This is a genomic window from Xylanimonas protaetiae (genome assembly GCF_004135385.1).
GTDB classification, from domain to species: domain Bacteria; phylum Actinomycetota; class Actinomycetes; order Actinomycetales; family Cellulomonadaceae; genus Xylanimonas; species Xylanimonas protaetiae.
Genome location: NZ_CP035493.1, coordinates 3,649,471 through 3,665,827, shown reverse-complemented (window position 1 = coordinate 3,665,827; position 16,357 = coordinate 3,649,471). Strand labels below are relative to the sequence as shown.

Sequence of the window (16,357 nt, the reverse complement as noted above, 5' to 3'; positions counted from 1 at the left end):
AGCCTGGTTTGCTGTCGCCTGACGTCGTCGGAGAAGGTGGTGGAGTGACCAAGGCTGCTCGGCGTTCGCCTGCCCCGTGGGTCCGCTGGACCCTCGCGGGCGTGCTCGCGGTGCTCGCGAGCGCGTGGTTCGGCGTGACGACGGCGGGCGCGAACCTGTCGCTCGGACCGCACGAGGCGCGCTACCAGGTCACGACGTCCGGCGAGGTCGTCGCCGACCTGGGGCCCCTGGGCACCATGCGCATCGACTCGCCCGCGGGGCCGCTCGGCGTCGACGTCACGATCCGCGAGATCCCCGCCGACCTGTTCCAGATCGACCAGGCGACCACCCTCGACGGCCTGAGCGACGACCTCCAGTCCTACCTCCAGTTCTTCTCGACGCCCGACGTGACGATCCGCGAGGTGACGCACGCGCTCGTCGTCGACGCCGTGCGGCGCACCGTCGTGGCCCTCGTCGTCGTCGCCGCGGTGGGCGGCGGGCTGTGGTTCCTCGTCGGCGAGGCCCGGCGCCGCGAGATCGCCCGCGTCGTCGCGCCGCGCACCTGGGAGATCACCGCGGCGGTGTGCGTCGTGGCGCTGCTGGGCGGCACGCTCTCCGCCGACGACCGGGACACGCCGCAGAACGCCCCGGTCTCGCCCGTGTTCGCGGGGACCGCGCTGGAGGGCGCCCGCCTGACGGGGCGCCTGGCCGGCGTCATCGACACCTACGGCGCCCAGCTCCTGGGCATCTACCGCGACAACGAGAAGTTCTACGCCGACGCCCGCGCCGCGCTGCGCACCGAGTGGGACCGCCAGGCCGGCGTCGACCAGCGCATCGCGCTGGCCGCCGCGTCGCAGGGCACGGCGGGCCTCGCCGGGCACGACCTGACGGCGCCCGAGGAGCCGTCGCCCGGCGACGCCGCGACCCCGGACGCCGCGACCCCGGACGCCGCGACCCCGGACGCCGCGACCCCGGACGGGGCGGCGACGGCCGAGGCGACCCCGGCGGCGACCCCGGTGGCCGCGGACCGGGAGGAGACCGAGGACGACCTCGTGACCTTCCTCGTCGTCTCCGACCTGCACTGCAACATGAGCATGACCCCGCTGATCCGCGACATCGCGGAGCGCTCCGGGGCCAAGGCGATCCTCGACGCCGGCGACACCACCATGAACGGCACCGCGGTCGAGCGCGTGTGCGTCGACTCGTTCGCCACGGCCCGGCCGAAGGGTGTCGACTACGTCGTCTCCGACGGCAACCACGACTCCACACTCGTGTCCGACGCGCAGCGCGCGCAGGGCCTGACGGTGCTCGACGGCTCGGTGGTCGACGTCGCGGGCGTGCGGATCCTCGGCGACCGCGACCCCAACGAGACCCGCGTCGGGGCGGGGACGTCGTCGCGCGGCGAGACGCTCGACGAGGCGGCCCAGCGCCTGGCCGACACGGCCTGCGCGGAGGACCCCGACCTGCTCCTCGTCCACACGCCCGCCGTCGGCGACACGACGCTCCGGGCGGGCTGCGTGCCCTTCCAGGTCTCGGGCCACACGCACCGCCGTCGCGACCCGTCCGACGTGGGCCTGGGCCTGCGGTACGTCAACGGCTCGACGGCGGGGGCGCTCTCCGGCCAGCCGACCGTGGGCCCCCTGCACGGCATCGCCGAGATGACGCTGCTGCGCTTCGACCCGGTCGAGCGCCGGTTCGTCGACTGGAAGCTCGTCGAGGTGTTCCCCGACACGACGGCGAAGGTCAGCCCCTGGCAGATGATGCCGCTGCCCGCCCAGCCCGCCGACGAGTGCGCGAACCTGCCCGAGGGCATCGACCGGGAGGACTGCAACCTCCAGCACGACGGCGCGGAGGGCGAGCCGGTCGAGACGCCGTAGGCTCGCCGCGTGCCCGCTGCAGCCCCTGGACCCCGGCCCGACCCGGCCGAGCTGACCGCCGTCGCGCAGGACTACCTCAAGGCCGTGTGGTCCGCGCTGGAGTGGGTGGCCGACCCGCAGGCCAAGGTCTCCACGGGCCAGCTCGCCGACCGGCTCGGCGTCGGGCCGTCCACGGTCTCCGAGGCCGTGCAGAAGCTCTCCGAGCAGGGGCTGCTCGCCCACGAGCCGTACCGCGGTGTCGGGCTCACGGACCTCGGGCTCGGGTACGCGCTCGTCATGGTGCGCCGCCACCGGCTGCTCGAGACGTGGCTGGTCCAGCACGTCGGGTACGCCTGGGACGAGGTGCACGACGAGGCGGAACGGCTCGAGCACGCCGTCTCCGACCGGCTCGTCGAGCGGCTCGACGCCCTGCTCGGCCACCCCGTGCGCGACCCGCACGGCGACCCCATCCCCGCGGCCGACGGCCGCGTGGTGCGCCCCGACGCCGTCCCGCTCGCGGACCTCGTGGCGGGGGAGTCGGGCGTCGTCGCGCGCATCTCCGACGCCGACCCCGCCGACCTGCGGGCGCTCGCCGACCTGGGCGTCGCGCTCGACGTGCGGCTCACCGTCACCGCGCTGCTCCCGCGCCGCGACGCGCTCACGCTGACGTGGGCGGGCGAGGCCGCCGACGTCCCGGCGCGCCTCGCGTCGCGCGTGTGGGTGACGCGGGGCTAACGCTCACCGGCGGCGAGCGCCGGCGCCGCCGCGGCCAACGGCGCGGCCCCTGGCCGGAGCCCGTCGAGGGCGAGCTGGAGGTAGCGCCGCCAGAGGCCGGGCTGCGTGGGCAGCAGGGGTGCGGCCGTCTGCTGGATGCCGGCGAGCAGCAGGACGACGTCGGCGCCCGTGGCGTCGGCGCGGACCAGCCCGGCCTGCTGGGCCCGGGCGACGAGCACGTCGACGGCCGCCGTGAGGCGTGCGATGGCGTCCCACACCTCGCCGCGGGCGAGCGAGGGCGTGCCGATGACGTCGCAGAAGGCCCGGTCCTGGACGAGCGCCTCGACGCCCGCCTCCATGAACGCCCGCATCGCCGCGCCGGGCTCGCCGGCCGGGCGCGACGCCGTCGCGGTGAGCCGGTCCAGCAGGTCGACGACGATGGCGGCCAGGAGGTCCTCCTTGGCGGCGAAGTGGCGGAAGACCGTCGCCTTGCCGACGCCCGCGCGCTCCGCGATCTGGGCCACGGAGGCGTCGGCGCCGACCTCGGCGAACACCGCCGCGGCGGCGGCCAGGACGCGGCTGCGGTTGCGCGCGGCGTCGGAGCGCGCGGGGCGGGCGGCGTCGTCGAGGCTCATGGCAAGGACGCTAGCACCAAGCGGACCACGCGGTCCGTTTCTGGTGCTATCGTCGTGTCGAAACGGACCGAGTGGTCCGTTTGTCGACCGCGGGACGTCTCCCGCCGGAGCGGAGGAACCATGGACACGCAGCTCGAGGGCACCGTCGCGCTCGTCACCGGGGCGTCGTCGGGCATCGGGCGGGCCATCGCGCTCGCCCTCGTCGCCCAGGGCGCCCGCGTCGTCGCCGGCGCGCGGCGCGCGGACCGGCTCACGGAGCTCGTCGCCGAGGCCGGCGGGGCCGTGACCGCCGTCGACCTCGACGTCACCGACCGCGGCGCGGTCGGCCGGGCCGTCGCCCGCACCGTCGCCGAGCACGGGCGCCTGGACCTGCTCGTCAACAACGCCGGGCTCATGCTGTCCGGCCCCATCGTGGGCGCCGACCCCGACGAGTGGGAGCGCATGGTGGGCACCAACCTGCTCGGCTCGATGTTCGTGGCGCACGCGGCCCTGCCGCACCTCCTCGCGAGCCGTGGCACGCTCGTGCAGGTGTCCTCGACGTCGGGGCGCATCGCGAGCCTCGGGTCCGGGGCGTACTCCGCCACGAAGTTCGGGGTCACGGCGTTCGCCGAGGCGCTGCGGCAGGAGGTCACCGCACAGGGCGTCCGCGTCGTCGTCGTCGAGCCCGGGTTCACCGCGACCGAGCTCACCACCCACATCACGGACCCGGCCATGCGGGCCATGGCCGCCTCGCTGGGGGACTCGATGCGCACGCTGGACCCCGCGGACATCGCGAACGCCGTCGTCTTCGCGGCCGCGCAGCCGCACCACGTCTCCCTCAACGAGATCCTCGTGCGCCCCACGGACCAGGTCGCCTGACCGCCCGCGCGGACGGTGGCGTCCGGGCCGGGAGGGGTGCAGCATCGTCCCCTGTGACGACCCTGCCTCTCGCCCCGCTCGGCTCCACCGGCCTCCAGGTGACCTCCGTGACCCTGGGCGGCGGCCCGCTCGGGTCCATGCCCGCCCTGTTCGGCAACGACGTGCCGGAATGTGACGCGATCGAGCTCGTGGGCGCCGCCCTCGACGCCGGCATCCGGACGATCGACACGTCCAACGGCTACAGCGCCGGCGAGTCCGAGCGCCGCATCGGGAAGGCCCTGCAGGCCTACGGCACGCTGCCCGCCGAGACCCTGGTCATCACGAAGGTGGACCCGCTCGACGGCGACTACTCGGGCGAGCGCGTGCGGCGCTCGCTGGAGGAGTCCGCCGACCGGCTCGGCGTCCGGCCGCTGCCCGTCGTCCACCTGCACGACCCCGAGTTCCACGACTTCGCGACGATGACGGCGCCCGGCGGCGCCGTCGACCAGCTCGTCGCGGCGCGCGACCGCGGCGAGGTGGGCCACATCGGCCTCGCGGGCGGCGACACGCGCGTGACGTCGCGCTACTGGGACCTCGGCGTGTTCGAGCTGCTGCTCGTGCACAACCGCTGGACCCTCGCCGACCGGTCCGCGGGCGACCTGCTCGCCCGCGCGGAGGCCGCCGGCGCGGGCCTCATCAACGCCGCCGTGCTGGGCGGCGGCGCGCTCACCGACCCGGTGCGCGTGCCCGGCAGGTACGGCTACGGCCCGGCCCCGCAGGCCACGCTCGACGCGATCGAGGCCATGCGTGCGGTCTGCCGCCGGTACGGCACGACGCTCGACGTCGCGGCCATCCGGTTCTCGACGCGGGACCCGCGCTTCGCGACGACCGTCATCGGCATGTCGTCGGCCGCGCGCGTCGCACCGAACGTCGCCGCGGCGACGGCCGACCTGCCGTCGGAGCTCTTCGACGAGCTGGAGCGCCTGGTCCCGGCGGAGGAGCACTGGCTGGACCGCCGCTGAGCGCTCGCGGCGTCGGGCTTCGGAGCGTGCCTCCCGGATCGGAACGTGCGGCGGATCGCACGTTCCGATCCGGAAGGCACGCTCCGACCGCGCGCGGCCCGCGCCCGAGCGTGGCCGGGGCGCCCCGGCGCGCCGTCCCTGGGCAGGCAGCCCGATAGGATCGGCTGTCGTGAGTACGTCCGACGCCGCGCCCGCCGCCACCCCGGCCACCGAAGGCTCTCGCGAGCCCGCCTTCCGCTACACGCCCGCCCTCGCTCAGGAGATCGAGCTGCGCTGGCAGGACCGCTGGGAGGAGCGCGGCACGTTCCACGCCGCGAACCCGACGGGCGACCTCACCGGGCCGGGCGCGACCGGCAGCCCGTACTTCATCATGGACATGTTCCCGTACCCCTCGGGCGCGGGCCTGCACGTCGGCCACCCGCTGGGCTACATCGCCACGGACGTCGTCGGGCGCTTCCGCCGCATGCGCGGCGACAACGTGCTGCACGCCATGGGCTTCGACGCGTTCGGCCTGCCCGCCGAGCAGTACGCCGTGCAGACCGGCGAGCACCCGCGCGGCGTCACCGAGGCGAACATCGAGGTCTACCAGCGCCAGCTGCGCCGCATGGGCCTGGCGCACGACCCGCGCCGCTCGTTCGCCACGATCGACCCCGACTACGTCCGCTGGACGCAGTGGATCTTCCTGCAGATCTTCGACTCCTGGTACGACGCCGACGCCGCGCGTCCGGACGGTGGCACGGGCCGCGCCCGCCGCATCGCCGAGCTGCGCGAGGAGCTGGCCGCGGGCACCCGTCCCGTCCCGGGCCACCCGGCCGGGACCTCCTGGGCCGACCTGAGCGAGACCGAGCGGCGCGACGTCGTCGACGCCCAGCGCCTGGCCTACGTCGACGAGTCGCCCGTGAACTGGGCGCCCGGCCTGGGCACCGTGCTGGCCAACGAGGAGGTCACGGCCGACGGCCGCTCCGAGCGCGGCAACTTCCCGGTGTTCACCAAGGCGCTGCGCCAGTGGAAGATGCGCATCACCGCCTACGCGGACCGCCTGACGGACGACCTCGAGCTCATCGACTGGCCCGAGAAGGTCAAGTCGATGCAGCGCAACTGGATCGGCCGCTCGACCGGCGCGAACGTGCGCTTCCACGTCGTCGGCACGTCGGACTTCGACGCCGCCGGCGCGGGCCAGTCCGTCGAGGTGTTCACCACGCGCCCCGACACGCTGTTCGGCGCGACCTTCATGGTCGTGGCCCCGAGCACCCGCTGCTGGACGAGGTCCCGGCCGCCTGGCCGGACGGCACCAAGAGCGTCTGGACGGGCGGCCACGCGACGCCCGTCGAGGCCATCGCCGCGTACCGCAAGGCCGCCGCGGCCAAGACCGCCGTCGAGCGGCAGGCCGACGCCGGCAAGAAGACCGGCGTGTTCTCGGGCCACCTGGCCGTCAACCCGCTGTCCGGCGCGCACATCCCCGTATTCACCGCCGACTACGTGCTCATGGGCTACGGCACCGGCGCGATCATGGCCGTGCCCGGCGGCGACGAGCGCGACAACGCGTTCGCCGCCGGCTTCGACCTGCCCGTCATCTACACGGTGGCACCCGAGGACGGCCTGCCCGAGGGCTTCGAGGGCGCCTGGACGGGCGACGGCGTCACGGTCAACAGCCCCGCGCCCGACGCCGAGCGCGTCGTCGACCTGGACGTCAACGGCCTGGCCGTCGCCGAGGCGAAGGCCGCGACGATCGCCTGGCTGGAGGCGCACGGCGTCGGCGAGGGCACCATCACCTACCGCCTGCGCGACTGGCTGTTCTCCCGCCAGCGCTACTGGGGAGAGCCGTTCCCCATCGTGTGGGACGCGCAGGACCGCCCGGTCGCCATCCCCGAGAGGCTGCTGCCCGTCGACCTGCCCGACGTTCCGGACTACGCCCCGCGCACGTTCGACCCGGAGGACAAGGACTCCTCGCCGGAGGCCCCGCTGGGCCGCAACGAGGACTGGGTCAACGTCACCCTGGACCTGGGCGACGGCCCGCAGCAGTACCGCCGCGACACCAACACCATGCCCAACTGGGCGGGGTCGTGCTGGTACTACCTGCGCTACCTGGACCCGACGCTCACGGATGGCGACGCCGTCGTCGACCCGGCGCTCGAGTCGTACTGGATGGGCCCGCGCCACAACGCCACCAGCGGCGTCGCGGGCGGCGTCGACCTGTACGTGGGCGGCGTCGAGCACGCCGTGCTGCACCTGCTGTACGCGCGCTTCTGGCACAAGGTGCTGTTCGACCTGGGCTTCGTCTCGGCGGTCGAGCCGTTCGGCAAGCTGTTCAACCAGGGCTACATCCAGGCGTACGCGTACCGCGACGCCAAGGGGTTCCCGGTGCCGGCGGCCGAGGTCGAGGGCGATGAGCAGCACGGGTACACGTGGCACGGCGAGGCCGTCGAGCGCGAGTACGGGAAGATGGGCAAGTCGCTGAAGAACGTCGTCACGCCCGACGACATGTACGCGGCGTACGGCGCCGACACCTTCCGCGTCTACGAGATGTCGATGGGCCCCCTCGACGTGTCGCGCCCGTGGAACACGCGCGACGTCGTCGGCTCGCAGCGGTTCCTCCAGCGCCTGTGGCGCAACGTCGTCGACGAGGAGACGGGCGAGGTCACGGTGACCGACGAGACCCCGTCCACGGAGACGCTGCGCGCCGTGCACCGCGCGATCGCCGACGTGACCGCCGAGATGGAGGGCATGCGCCCCAACACGGCGATCGCCAAGCTCATCACGCTCAACAACCACCTGACGGCGCTGCCGTCGGTGCCGCGCGCGGCCGTCGAGCCGCTCGTTCTCATGACCGCCCCGGTCGCGCCGCACCTGGCCGAGGAGCTGTGGTCGCGGCTGGGCCACCCCGAGTCGCTGGCGCACGAGCCGTTCCCGGTGGCCGACCCGCAGTACCTCGTCGAGGACACCGTGACGTGCGTCGTCCAGGTGCAGGGCAAGGTGCGCGGCCGCCTGGAGGTGCCGCCGTCCATCTCCGACGCCGACCTCGAGGCCGCGGCCCTGGCCGAGCCGAACGTCGTCAAGGCCATGGACGGCAAGCCGGTGCGCAAGGTGATCGTGCGCGCGCCGAAGCTCGTCAACATCGTCGTCTGAGACGGCGAGCCGACGGCTGCATGGCGACGATCGAGGGTGCCTACGAGGGTGCGCTGAGGGCTTTCCAGAGCCCGATGCTCGCGCTGCTCCACAAGCGGCACGCGCCCCTGGTGGTGACGCTGCTGGCGTCCGTGTTCACGCCTGCGCGCGCGAGCGTGCCCGTCGCGGACGCGCACACCGAGCTCGGCGACGCCCTCGACCGCCTGCGGTCCGCCGGCCACGAGGACCTGCCGCCCGGCACGGCCCGCGACCTCGCCCGCCAGTGGGTGGACGCGGGCTGGCTGGTGCGGCAGGTCGAGCCCGCGGAGCGCGGCGGCACGCGCGGCGAGGACGACGTCGAGGTGTACCGGCTGTCGGCCCACGCCGTCGGCGCCCTGGAGGTCGCCGGCCGGGCCGGCGGACCGCGCTCGCGCGTCACGCAGTCGCGCGTGCGCACGCTGCTCGACGCCGTCGACCGCCTCGCGCAGGACGCCGACCCGGACGTCGCCACGCGCCGCACCCGCCTCCGGGCCGAGGTCGCACGGGCCACGCGCGAGCTCGACCGGCTCGAGCGCACGGGCGTCGTCGACGTCGTGGGCGACGAGACGCTGCTCGAGGAGGCCGAGAACGTCCTGGACCTCGTGCGCGAGCTGCCCGCCGACTTCGCGCGCGTCGCCGAGTCCATCAAGGCGCTCCAGCGCGAGGTCGTCACCGCGCTGCGGCAGGACGAGCGCCCCACGGGCGACGTGCTGCGCGAGTATCTCGACGCGGCCGAGCACCTGCTCGAGTCCACGTCGGAGGGGCGGGCGTTCAGCGGCGCCCTGCGGCTCGTGGGGGAGCCGGAGCAGCTCGACGCGCTCGCCGACCACCTCGACCTGATCCTCCGGCAGCCGTTCACGCAGCGGCTGCCCGCCCGGCAGCGTGCCGAGCTCGCGGGCGTCGCCCGCCGCATCGAGGAGGGCCTCGACGCCGTCCTCGCCGCGCAGCGCACGGCCTCGCGCGTCATCACCACGCAGGTGCGCCACCACGACCCGCTGCGCGACCGGCAGGTCGACGACCTGCTGCGCGACGTCATCGTCGAACTCGCCGCGTGGATCCCGGGGACGCGCCGCGGCCAGCCCGTGCACGCCGTGCCGCGCCTGCCGCGCGCCCAGGTGGGCCGCCTGCGCGAGACCCTCGACGACCTGCGCCTCGCCCAGCCCCCGGCCCCGCTCCCGGAGTGGGACGACGACGCCGCCGGCTCGCTCGACCACGCGCGCGCGTGGGGCGGGCCGCACTACGCCGACCTGCGCAGCCACCTCACGGCGCACGAGGGCAGCCTCGCCGCGGCGTTCGCCGCGGCCCCCGAGGCGCTGCGCCGCCCCGTCGACCTGCTCGGGCTGCTCGAGATCGCCGACGGCCTGGGCGCCGTCGCGTCCGACGAGGTGGTGGAGGTCGTCGCCGTGCGCCCGGACGGCACGCGCCGCCGCCTCGCGTTCAGCGACGTCGTCCTGGCTCCCGAACCCACCCCCACGACGTCGGAGGACCGATGACGACCGACGACCCCGGCTTCATCGAGCCGGTCCCCATGGAGGCCGACCCCGCCGCGCTGTTCGCGGGGGACACCGGCACCCTCGACGCCGAGGCGCGCCGCGTCCTGGTCAACCTGCTGCGCCGCCGCTACCTGCGCGCGGACGCGAACCCGGCCCAGTGGAAGGCGCTCATCGCGCACCAGGCCGTCATCGAGTCGCGCCTGCACGACCTGTTCGTGCGCCTCGTCGTCGACCACGACCGCGGCCTGGCCTACAAGCGGCAGGTCCGCACGGCCGAGACGGAGGTGCCCGTGCTGCTGCGCGACGAGGCGTACTCGCGCATCGAGACGATCCTGCTGGTGCACCTGCGCACCGTGTTCCAGCGCGAGCAGGGCGCCGGCGAGCGCTCGGCGCGGCTCGACGCCGAGGAGCTCGAGCAGACCGCGCTGACGTACCTGGACCCGCACGAGACGAACCAGGCCGCGCTCCAGCGCGAGATCCGCGCGGCCGTGGCGCGGCTGGTCAAGGAGGGCTTCCTCGAGGAGGAGTCCGAGGGCCGCTACCGCGTGACGCCGCTGGTCGAGGTGGTGCTCTCGGTGGAGCGGCTCGGCGAGCTGCTCGCGTGGCTGCGCTCCGGCGCGCACCTGGCCGCCGCCTCGGTCGGCGCCCCGGCGGGCGCCCCGGCCGGCGCGGCCGCCGACGACGAGGAGGACGACGAATGACGATGCTCGACTCCCTGTTCGGGCTCATCCCCGCGGCCTCGACGGGCCAGCAGTGGGTGGCCCGCGAGCTCCAGCTCGTCAACTGGGGCGGCTACGACGGCCACCACCGCGTCGTCCTCGCCCCGGGCGCCACGCTGCTCAGCGGCGCGTCCGGCTCGGGCAAGTCGACGCTCATGGACGCGTACATCGCCCTGCTCATGCCGCACACGACGCCCTTCAACGGCGCGTCGAACGGCGGCGTCACCGGGCGCCCGCGCGGCAAGGACCAACGCAACGTCATCTCGTACGCGCGCGGCAAGATCGACGAGTCGCGCACGGCCGACGGCACCCGGCAGCGCGTGCTGCGCGGCGACGGCCGCGACACCTGGTCTGCCATCGCCATGACGTGGGCCGACCAGTCCGGCTCGCTCTTCACGGCCGTGCGCGCCTGGTACGTGCCCGCGGGCACCCAGGCCATGGAGGACCTGGTCGCGGTCCGTGCGACGGTCGCCGGGCGCTTCGACGCGCGCGACCTCACGACGCCCGCCGAGCAGCGCTTCGCCCGCGCGACCCTCACCGCGCTGGGCCTGACCTGCTTCGACACCGACAAGGAGCTCACGGCCCGCCTGCACTCGACGCTCGGCATCGGCGCCGCGGGCGGCGGCGCCAAGGCCGTCGCGCTGCTCGCCCGCATCCAGGCCGGCCAGCAGATCACCACGGTCGACGCGCTCTACAAGGCCATGGTGCTGGAGGAGCCCGAGACGCTCGCCAAGGCCGACGACGTCGTCGAGCACTTCGACGAGCTCGCCGGCACGCGCGCGCAGATGCTCACCGCGCAGCAGCAGGTGCGCGTCCTCGCCCCGATCCGCCAGCACCGGGCGTCCGTCGACGCAGCGCGCGCCCGCCTCGACGTCATCGCGGGCGTCGGCACGCTCGACGACGTCGCCTCGCCCGTCTCGCTGTGGCGGCACCGCCGCCGCGTGGAGCTGCTGCGCGGCGTCGAGGAGGACGTCCAGCGTCGTGCGCGCGCCGCCACCGCCCGGGTCGCCGACCTCCAGGCGAGCGTCAGCGCCCGCAAGGACGAGCTCGACGGCACCCGCGCCACGCTGTGGACGTCGGGCGGCGCCGCGCTCCAGAACGCCCAGCGCGAGCTCGCCACGGCCACCGCCCACCTCGAGGCCGTGCGCCGCGACCGCGGCAAGCTCGACGCGGCCCTCGCGCAGCTCGAGCACGACGCCGTGACCACCCGGGCGGGGCTGGAGAAGGCCGCCGCCGCGCTGCACGCGCGGATCTCCGACGGCGCCGCCCGCCACGCCCTCTTCGCCGCCCGCGACACCGCCCGCGACCTGGTCAAGGACGCCGAGCGCGATGTGCGCACCCTCGAGGCGGAGCGGACCGCGCTCGCCGGCCGGCAGGGCAACGTGCCCGAGCACCTCCACGCGGCGCGTGTCGCGCTCGCGAAGGCCGCCGGGCTGCGCGCCGAGGACCTGCCGTTCGTCGCCGAGCTCGTCGAGGTGCGCACCGAGCACGAGGCCTGGCGCGACGCCTTCAACCTGGCCCTCGGCGGGTTCGCCACCCAGGTGCTCGTCGACGAGGCCCACCTGGACCGGTTCCGCGCCGCGATCGAGGCCGTCCCCACGCGCGAGCGCATCCGGTTCGAGGGCGTGCCCACGGACCTCGACTGCGACGTCGCGCTCGACGCGGGCACGCTGCCCGGCCGCCTGGACGTCAAGGCGGGCCCGTTCCACGGCTGGCTCAGGGGCCGCCTGGCCGAGCGGTACGCGTACGTCTGCGTGGAGTCGGCCGACCGGCTCGCCCGCCACGGCAAGGCGCTGACCCGCGCCGGCCAGACGAGCGAGGGCGCCCGCGGTGCGCACGGCGGCCAGGGCCGCGCCAACGTGCTGGGCTTCACGAACTCGCGCCGCCTTGCCCACCTCGACGAGCAGGTCGCCGCGGCGAAGGAGGCCCTGGTCAAGGCGTCCGAGGCGCTGCGCGGCGCCGACCTGCGCCTCGACGCGCACGAGGAGGACGTCGCCGCGGCCCGCGTCGTCGTCGACCTCGCCTGGGAGCAGGTCGACGTCGTCGGCGCGCAGGGCGAGCTCGACCGGTGGACCGACGTGATCGACAAGGTCCGTGACGACAACGGCGACCTCGGCGGGCTCGAGGCGCGCTCGCGCGAGCTCGACGCGCTCGTCGGCGCGCTCCAGCAGGACCTCGGCTCGGCCAAGGCCGCCGCCGCCGCGCTCGAGCGCGAGTGGGAGCAGGTCAGCGACGCCGTCGACGTCGCCCAGCGTGCGCTCGACGACGCGGACGACCGCGGCGGCTCCGTGGACGACGAGCAGCGGGCCTACCTCGACGCGCTCGTCGCGGACGCACCCGGCGACCCGGCCGGCGGCGACCCCGCCGCCGCGCTCCGGGCCTTCGACGACGTCGTCGGCCGCGTCGCGGACCGGCTCGTGCACGACACCGAGACCGCCCGCCTCGAGGCCGCGACCAGCACCGACGCCCTGCGGGCGACGTTCGAGGCGTTCCTGCGGCAGTGGGACGACCCGAACCTGGGCACCGACCCGGACGCGAGCTACCCCGACTTCGAGCGCGTGCTCACGACGCTCGAGACCGCCCGCCTGCACGAGCTCGAGGCCGACTGGCGCAAGAGCCTGCTGCGGCTCTCCGGCGCCGACCTCACCGACTTCGAGCACACCATGGCCCGCGCGGTCCGCGAGATCACCGACCGCATCGCCCCGGTCAACGAGATCCTCGCCGGCCTGCCGTTCGCCGACGACGTGCACCGCCTGCGCATCGACGCCCACCAGACGCAGTCCGCCCTGGTCACGGGGTTCCGCAAGGAGCTGCGGGCCGTGCGCACGCTCCTCGGCGAGCAGGCCACCGACGCCGAGCGCGAGGTGCGCTACGCCCGCATGGCCCGCCTCGTCGACCGCATGCGCCGCACCGCCCCCGACTTCGCCGACCTCGTCGACGTGCGCCGGCACGTGCGCCTGGCCGCCGAGAAGGTCGACCTCGACGGCACCCACGTCGCGCTCTACGACCACATCGGGGAGAAGTCCGGCGGCGAGTCGCAGGAGCTCGTCGCCTTCATCGTCGGCGCGGCCCTGCGCTACCAGCTCGGCGACGCCGGCGCCGCGCGGCCCCGGTACGCGCCCGTGTTCCTCGACGAGGCCCTCATCAAGGCCGACGCCCAGTTCTCCGGGCGTGCCGTGGGGGCGTGGCGCGGGCTCGGGTTCCAGCTCGTCGTCGGCGCGCCCAACGACAAGGTGAGCGCGCTCGAGCCCCACGTCGAGGCCTCCTACGTCGTCGTGAAGGACGCGAGCGGGCGCTCGCGGGCGCGCGCCGTCGTCGGGCTGGACGGGGAGCCGGCGAGCTGACGGTGGGGCGCCGCCGGGCGGCCGTCCGCGGACGCCCGGCCCGGGGGCTCACAATGGGCCGCTGCTGGTGCTGGCCGCGGGCGTGGCTTGTACTGTCAAACCGTGACCGAGACGACCCCCCTCATCGCCAGCCCCGAGCTGAACGTCGAAGGCTTCACGCGCCAGTACCTGCGCGAGCTGACGTACACCCAGGGCACCACGCTCGAGCGTGCCTCGACCAACGACAAGTACCTCGCGCTCGCGCGGACCGTGCGCTCGTACCTGATGTCGCGCTGGAACCGGACCGTGACGCAGCAGTACCACGAGCCCGCGCGCGCCGTCGCCTACCTCTCCGCCGAGTTCCTGCTCGGTCGCCAGCTCGACAACGCGCTCATCGCGTCGGGCCTCGAGGAGATCGCCGCCGAGGGCCTCGCCGGCCTGGGCCTGAGCCTCGACGAGCTGCGCGCCGCCGAGGTCGAGCCGGGCCTCGGCAACGGTGGCCTCGGCCGCCTCGCCGCGTGCTTCATCGACTCCCTCGCGACGATGAACATCCCCGCGATCGGCTACGGCATCCGCTACGAGTTCGGCATCTTCCGCCAGACGTTCGTGGACGGCCGCCAGGTCGAGGAGCCGGACAACTGGCTCGACAACGGCTCGCCGTGGGAGATCGCCCGCCCCGAGCAGGAGGTCGAGATCTCGTTCGGCGGCCACACCGAGACCACGACCGTCGACGGCGTCGAGAAGACCACGTGGGTGCCCGGCTGGTCCGTGCTCGCCCTGCCGTACAACTACATGGTCCCCGGCTACCTCAACGGCCGCGTCAACACGCTGCGCCTGTGGAGCGCCCGCGCCACGCACGCGTTCGACCTGAAGATCTTCAACTACGGCGACTACGCCGAGGCCGTGCGCGCGCAGACGTTCGCCGAGAACATCACCAAGGTCCTCTACCCGGAGGACTCGACGCCGCAGGGCAAGGAGCTGCGCCTCCAGCAGCAGTACTTCTTCGTCGCGGCGTCGCTGCACGACTTCGTCGAGCGCGTCCTCGAGGCCGGGTTCGACCTGCACGACCTGCCCGAGCGCGTCGCGTTCCAGCTCAACGACACCCACCCGGTGATCGCGATCCCCGAGCTCATGCGCGTCCTCGTCGACCTCAAGGGTCTCGCCTGGGACGAGGCGTGGGCCATCACGCAGAAGTGCTTCGCGTACACGTGCCACACGCTGCTGCCCGAGGCGCTCGAGGTGTGGCCGGTCGAGCTCATGTCCCGGCTCCTGCCGCGGCACATGGAGATCATCTACCGCATCAACGACGAGTTCCTCGAGCAGGTGCGCGCCAAGTTCGGCAACGACGAGATGCTCGTGCGCCGCATGTCGATCATCGCCGAGTACCCCGAGCGGGCCGTGCGCATGGCGTACCTGGCCAGCGTCGGCACCACGAAGATCAACGGTGTCGCCGAGCTGCACTCGCAGCTGCTGCGCGACAAGGTCCTCAACGACTTCGCGGCGTTCGCACCGGAGAAGTTCACCAACGTCACCAACGGCGTGACCCCGCGCCGGTTCGTGCGCCTGGCGAACCCGGGCCTGTCGGCCCTCATCACCGAGGCGATCGGCGACGGCTGGGTCACCGACCTGAGCCGCCTGTCCGAGCTCGAGCCGTTCGCCGACGACGCCGAGTTCCGTCGCCGGTTCCGCGAGATCAAGCGCGGCAACAAGGACCGTCTGGTCACGCTGCTCAAGAACCGCGACGGCATCGACATCGACCCCGACACGATGCTCGACGTCATGGTCAAGCGCCTGCACGAGTACAAGCGCCAGCTCCTCAAGGTGCTGCACGTCGTCTCGCAGTACGACCGCCTGAAGTCCGGCGCGATCGACCCCGCGACGACGGTGCACCGCACCTTCGTCTTCGGCGCGAAGGCCGCCCCGGGCTACCAGATGGCCAAGGAGATCATCGCGCTCATCAACCACGTCGGGGCGCGCGTCAACGGCGACCCCGTCGTGTCGCAGGCGCTGCGCGTGGCCTTCCCGGCGAACTACAACGTGACCGTCGCCGAGACCCTCGTCCCGGCCGCCGACCTGTCGGAGCAGATCTCGCTCGCCGGCAAGGAGGCGTCCGGCACGGGCAACATGAAGTTCGCCCTCAACGGCGCGCTGACCGTCGGCACCGACGACGGCGCGAACGTCGAGATCCGCCAGCTCGTGGGCGACGAGAACTTCTTCCTGTTCGGCCTCACGGAGCCGGAGGCGTCCGCGATCCAGGAGGCCGGCTACCGCCCGTCGTCCTACTACGAGCAGAACCCGGACCTGCGCCGCGTCCTCGACCTCATCGCCTCGGGCGAGTTCTCCGGCGGCGACCGCAGCGTGTTCGAGCCGATCGTCTCGAACCTGCTGCACGAGGACCGGTTCATGGTGCTCGCGGACTTCCAGTCCTACATGGACGCCCAGGAGCGCGTGGACACGTACTACCGCGACCAGGAGGCCTGGAGCCGGTCGGCCGTGCTGAACGTGGCCCGCACGGGCTTCTTCAGCTCGGACCGCTCGATGCAGGACTACCTGGACCGCATCTGGCACGCGAGCCCGGTCCCGATCGAGGGCTGAGCCCGACAACGTGCACGAGGACGGCGCCGTACCCACACGG

Annotated in this window: 9 protein-coding genes and 1 pseudogene; 9 read left to right on the top strand and 1 reads right to left on the bottom strand. The window is 74.1% G+C overall.

The window, feature by feature from the left end; translation table 11 throughout:
* Positions 1 to 44: 44 nt before the first annotated feature.
* Both ET471_RS17015 and ET471_RS17010 read left to right on the top strand, forming a co-directional pair.
* Positions 45 to 1,856 (top strand): metallophosphoesterase, encoded by a 1,812-nt coding sequence (locus tag ET471_RS17015; protein ID WP_129190286.1) that lies wholly within the window; start codon positions 45 to 47, stop codon positions 1,854 to 1,856.
* A gap of 9 nt (positions 1,857 to 1,865) precedes the next feature.
* Positions 1,866 to 2,570 (top strand): metal-dependent transcriptional regulator, encoded by a 705-nt coding sequence (locus ET471_RS17010; RefSeq protein WP_129190284.1) that lies wholly within the window; start codon positions 1,866 to 1,868, stop codon positions 2,568 to 2,570.
* On the opposite strand, the gene ET471_RS17005 is transcribed toward ET471_RS17010, so the two are convergent.
* A complete protein-coding gene (locus tag ET471_RS17005) occupies positions 2,567 to 3,184 on the bottom strand; it encodes a TetR/AcrR family transcriptional regulator (RefSeq protein WP_129190282.1) in 618 nt (205 codons plus the stop codon). The two genes, ET471_RS17010 and ET471_RS17005, sit on opposite strands and share 4 nt — an antisense overlap.
* A gap of 120 nt (positions 3,185 to 3,304) precedes the next feature.
* Between ET471_RS17005 and ET471_RS17000 the strand changes: the two genes are divergently transcribed.
* The 7 genes and pseudogenes from ET471_RS17000 to ET471_RS16970 all read left to right on the top strand — a co-directional run bounded on the left by ET471_RS17000 (position 3,305) and on the right by ET471_RS16970 (position 16,317).
* Positions 3,305 to 4,042, top strand: a complete 738-nt coding sequence (locus ET471_RS17000; RefSeq protein WP_129190281.1) for an SDR family oxidoreductase — start codon at positions 3,305 to 3,307, stop codon at positions 4,040 to 4,042.
* A 53-nt stretch (positions 4,043 to 4,095) separates the two neighbouring features.
* Positions 4,096 to 5,043 (top strand): aldo/keto reductase, encoded by a 948-nt coding sequence (locus ET471_RS16995; RefSeq protein ID WP_129190279.1) that lies wholly within the window; start codon positions 4,096 to 4,098, stop codon positions 5,041 to 5,043.
* 169 nt (positions 5,044 to 5,212) lie between these two features.
* Positions 5,213 to 8,169, top strand: a pseudogene (gene leuS / locus ET471_RS16990) (leucine--tRNA ligase).
* Positions 8,170 to 8,189: 20 nt separating this feature from the next.
* The gene (locus ET471_RS16985) at positions 8,190 to 9,680 is read left to right on the top strand and encodes a DUF3375 domain-containing protein (RefSeq protein WP_129190277.1); all 1,491 of its coding nucleotides are present in this window, start codon (positions 8,190 to 8,192) and stop codon (positions 9,678 to 9,680) included.
* Positions 9,677 to 10,381, top strand: a complete 705-nt coding sequence (locus ET471_RS16980) for a DUF4194 domain-containing protein (RefSeq protein ID WP_129190275.1) — start codon at positions 9,677 to 9,679, stop codon at positions 10,379 to 10,381. Before ET471_RS16985 ends, ET471_RS16980 begins: the two co-directional genes overlap by 4 nt.
* Entirely contained in the window at positions 10,378 to 13,743 is a 3,366-nt protein-coding gene (locus tag ET471_RS16975; protein ID WP_129190273.1) for an ATP-binding protein, read from the top strand. Before ET471_RS16980 ends, ET471_RS16975 begins: the two co-directional genes overlap by 4 nt.
* A 102-nt stretch (positions 13,744 to 13,845) precedes the next feature.
* Entirely contained in the window at positions 13,846 to 16,317 is a 2,472-nt protein-coding gene (locus tag ET471_RS16970; RefSeq protein WP_129190271.1) for a glycogen/starch/alpha-glucan phosphorylase, read from the top strand.
* Positions 16,318 to 16,357: the final 40 nt, after the last annotated feature.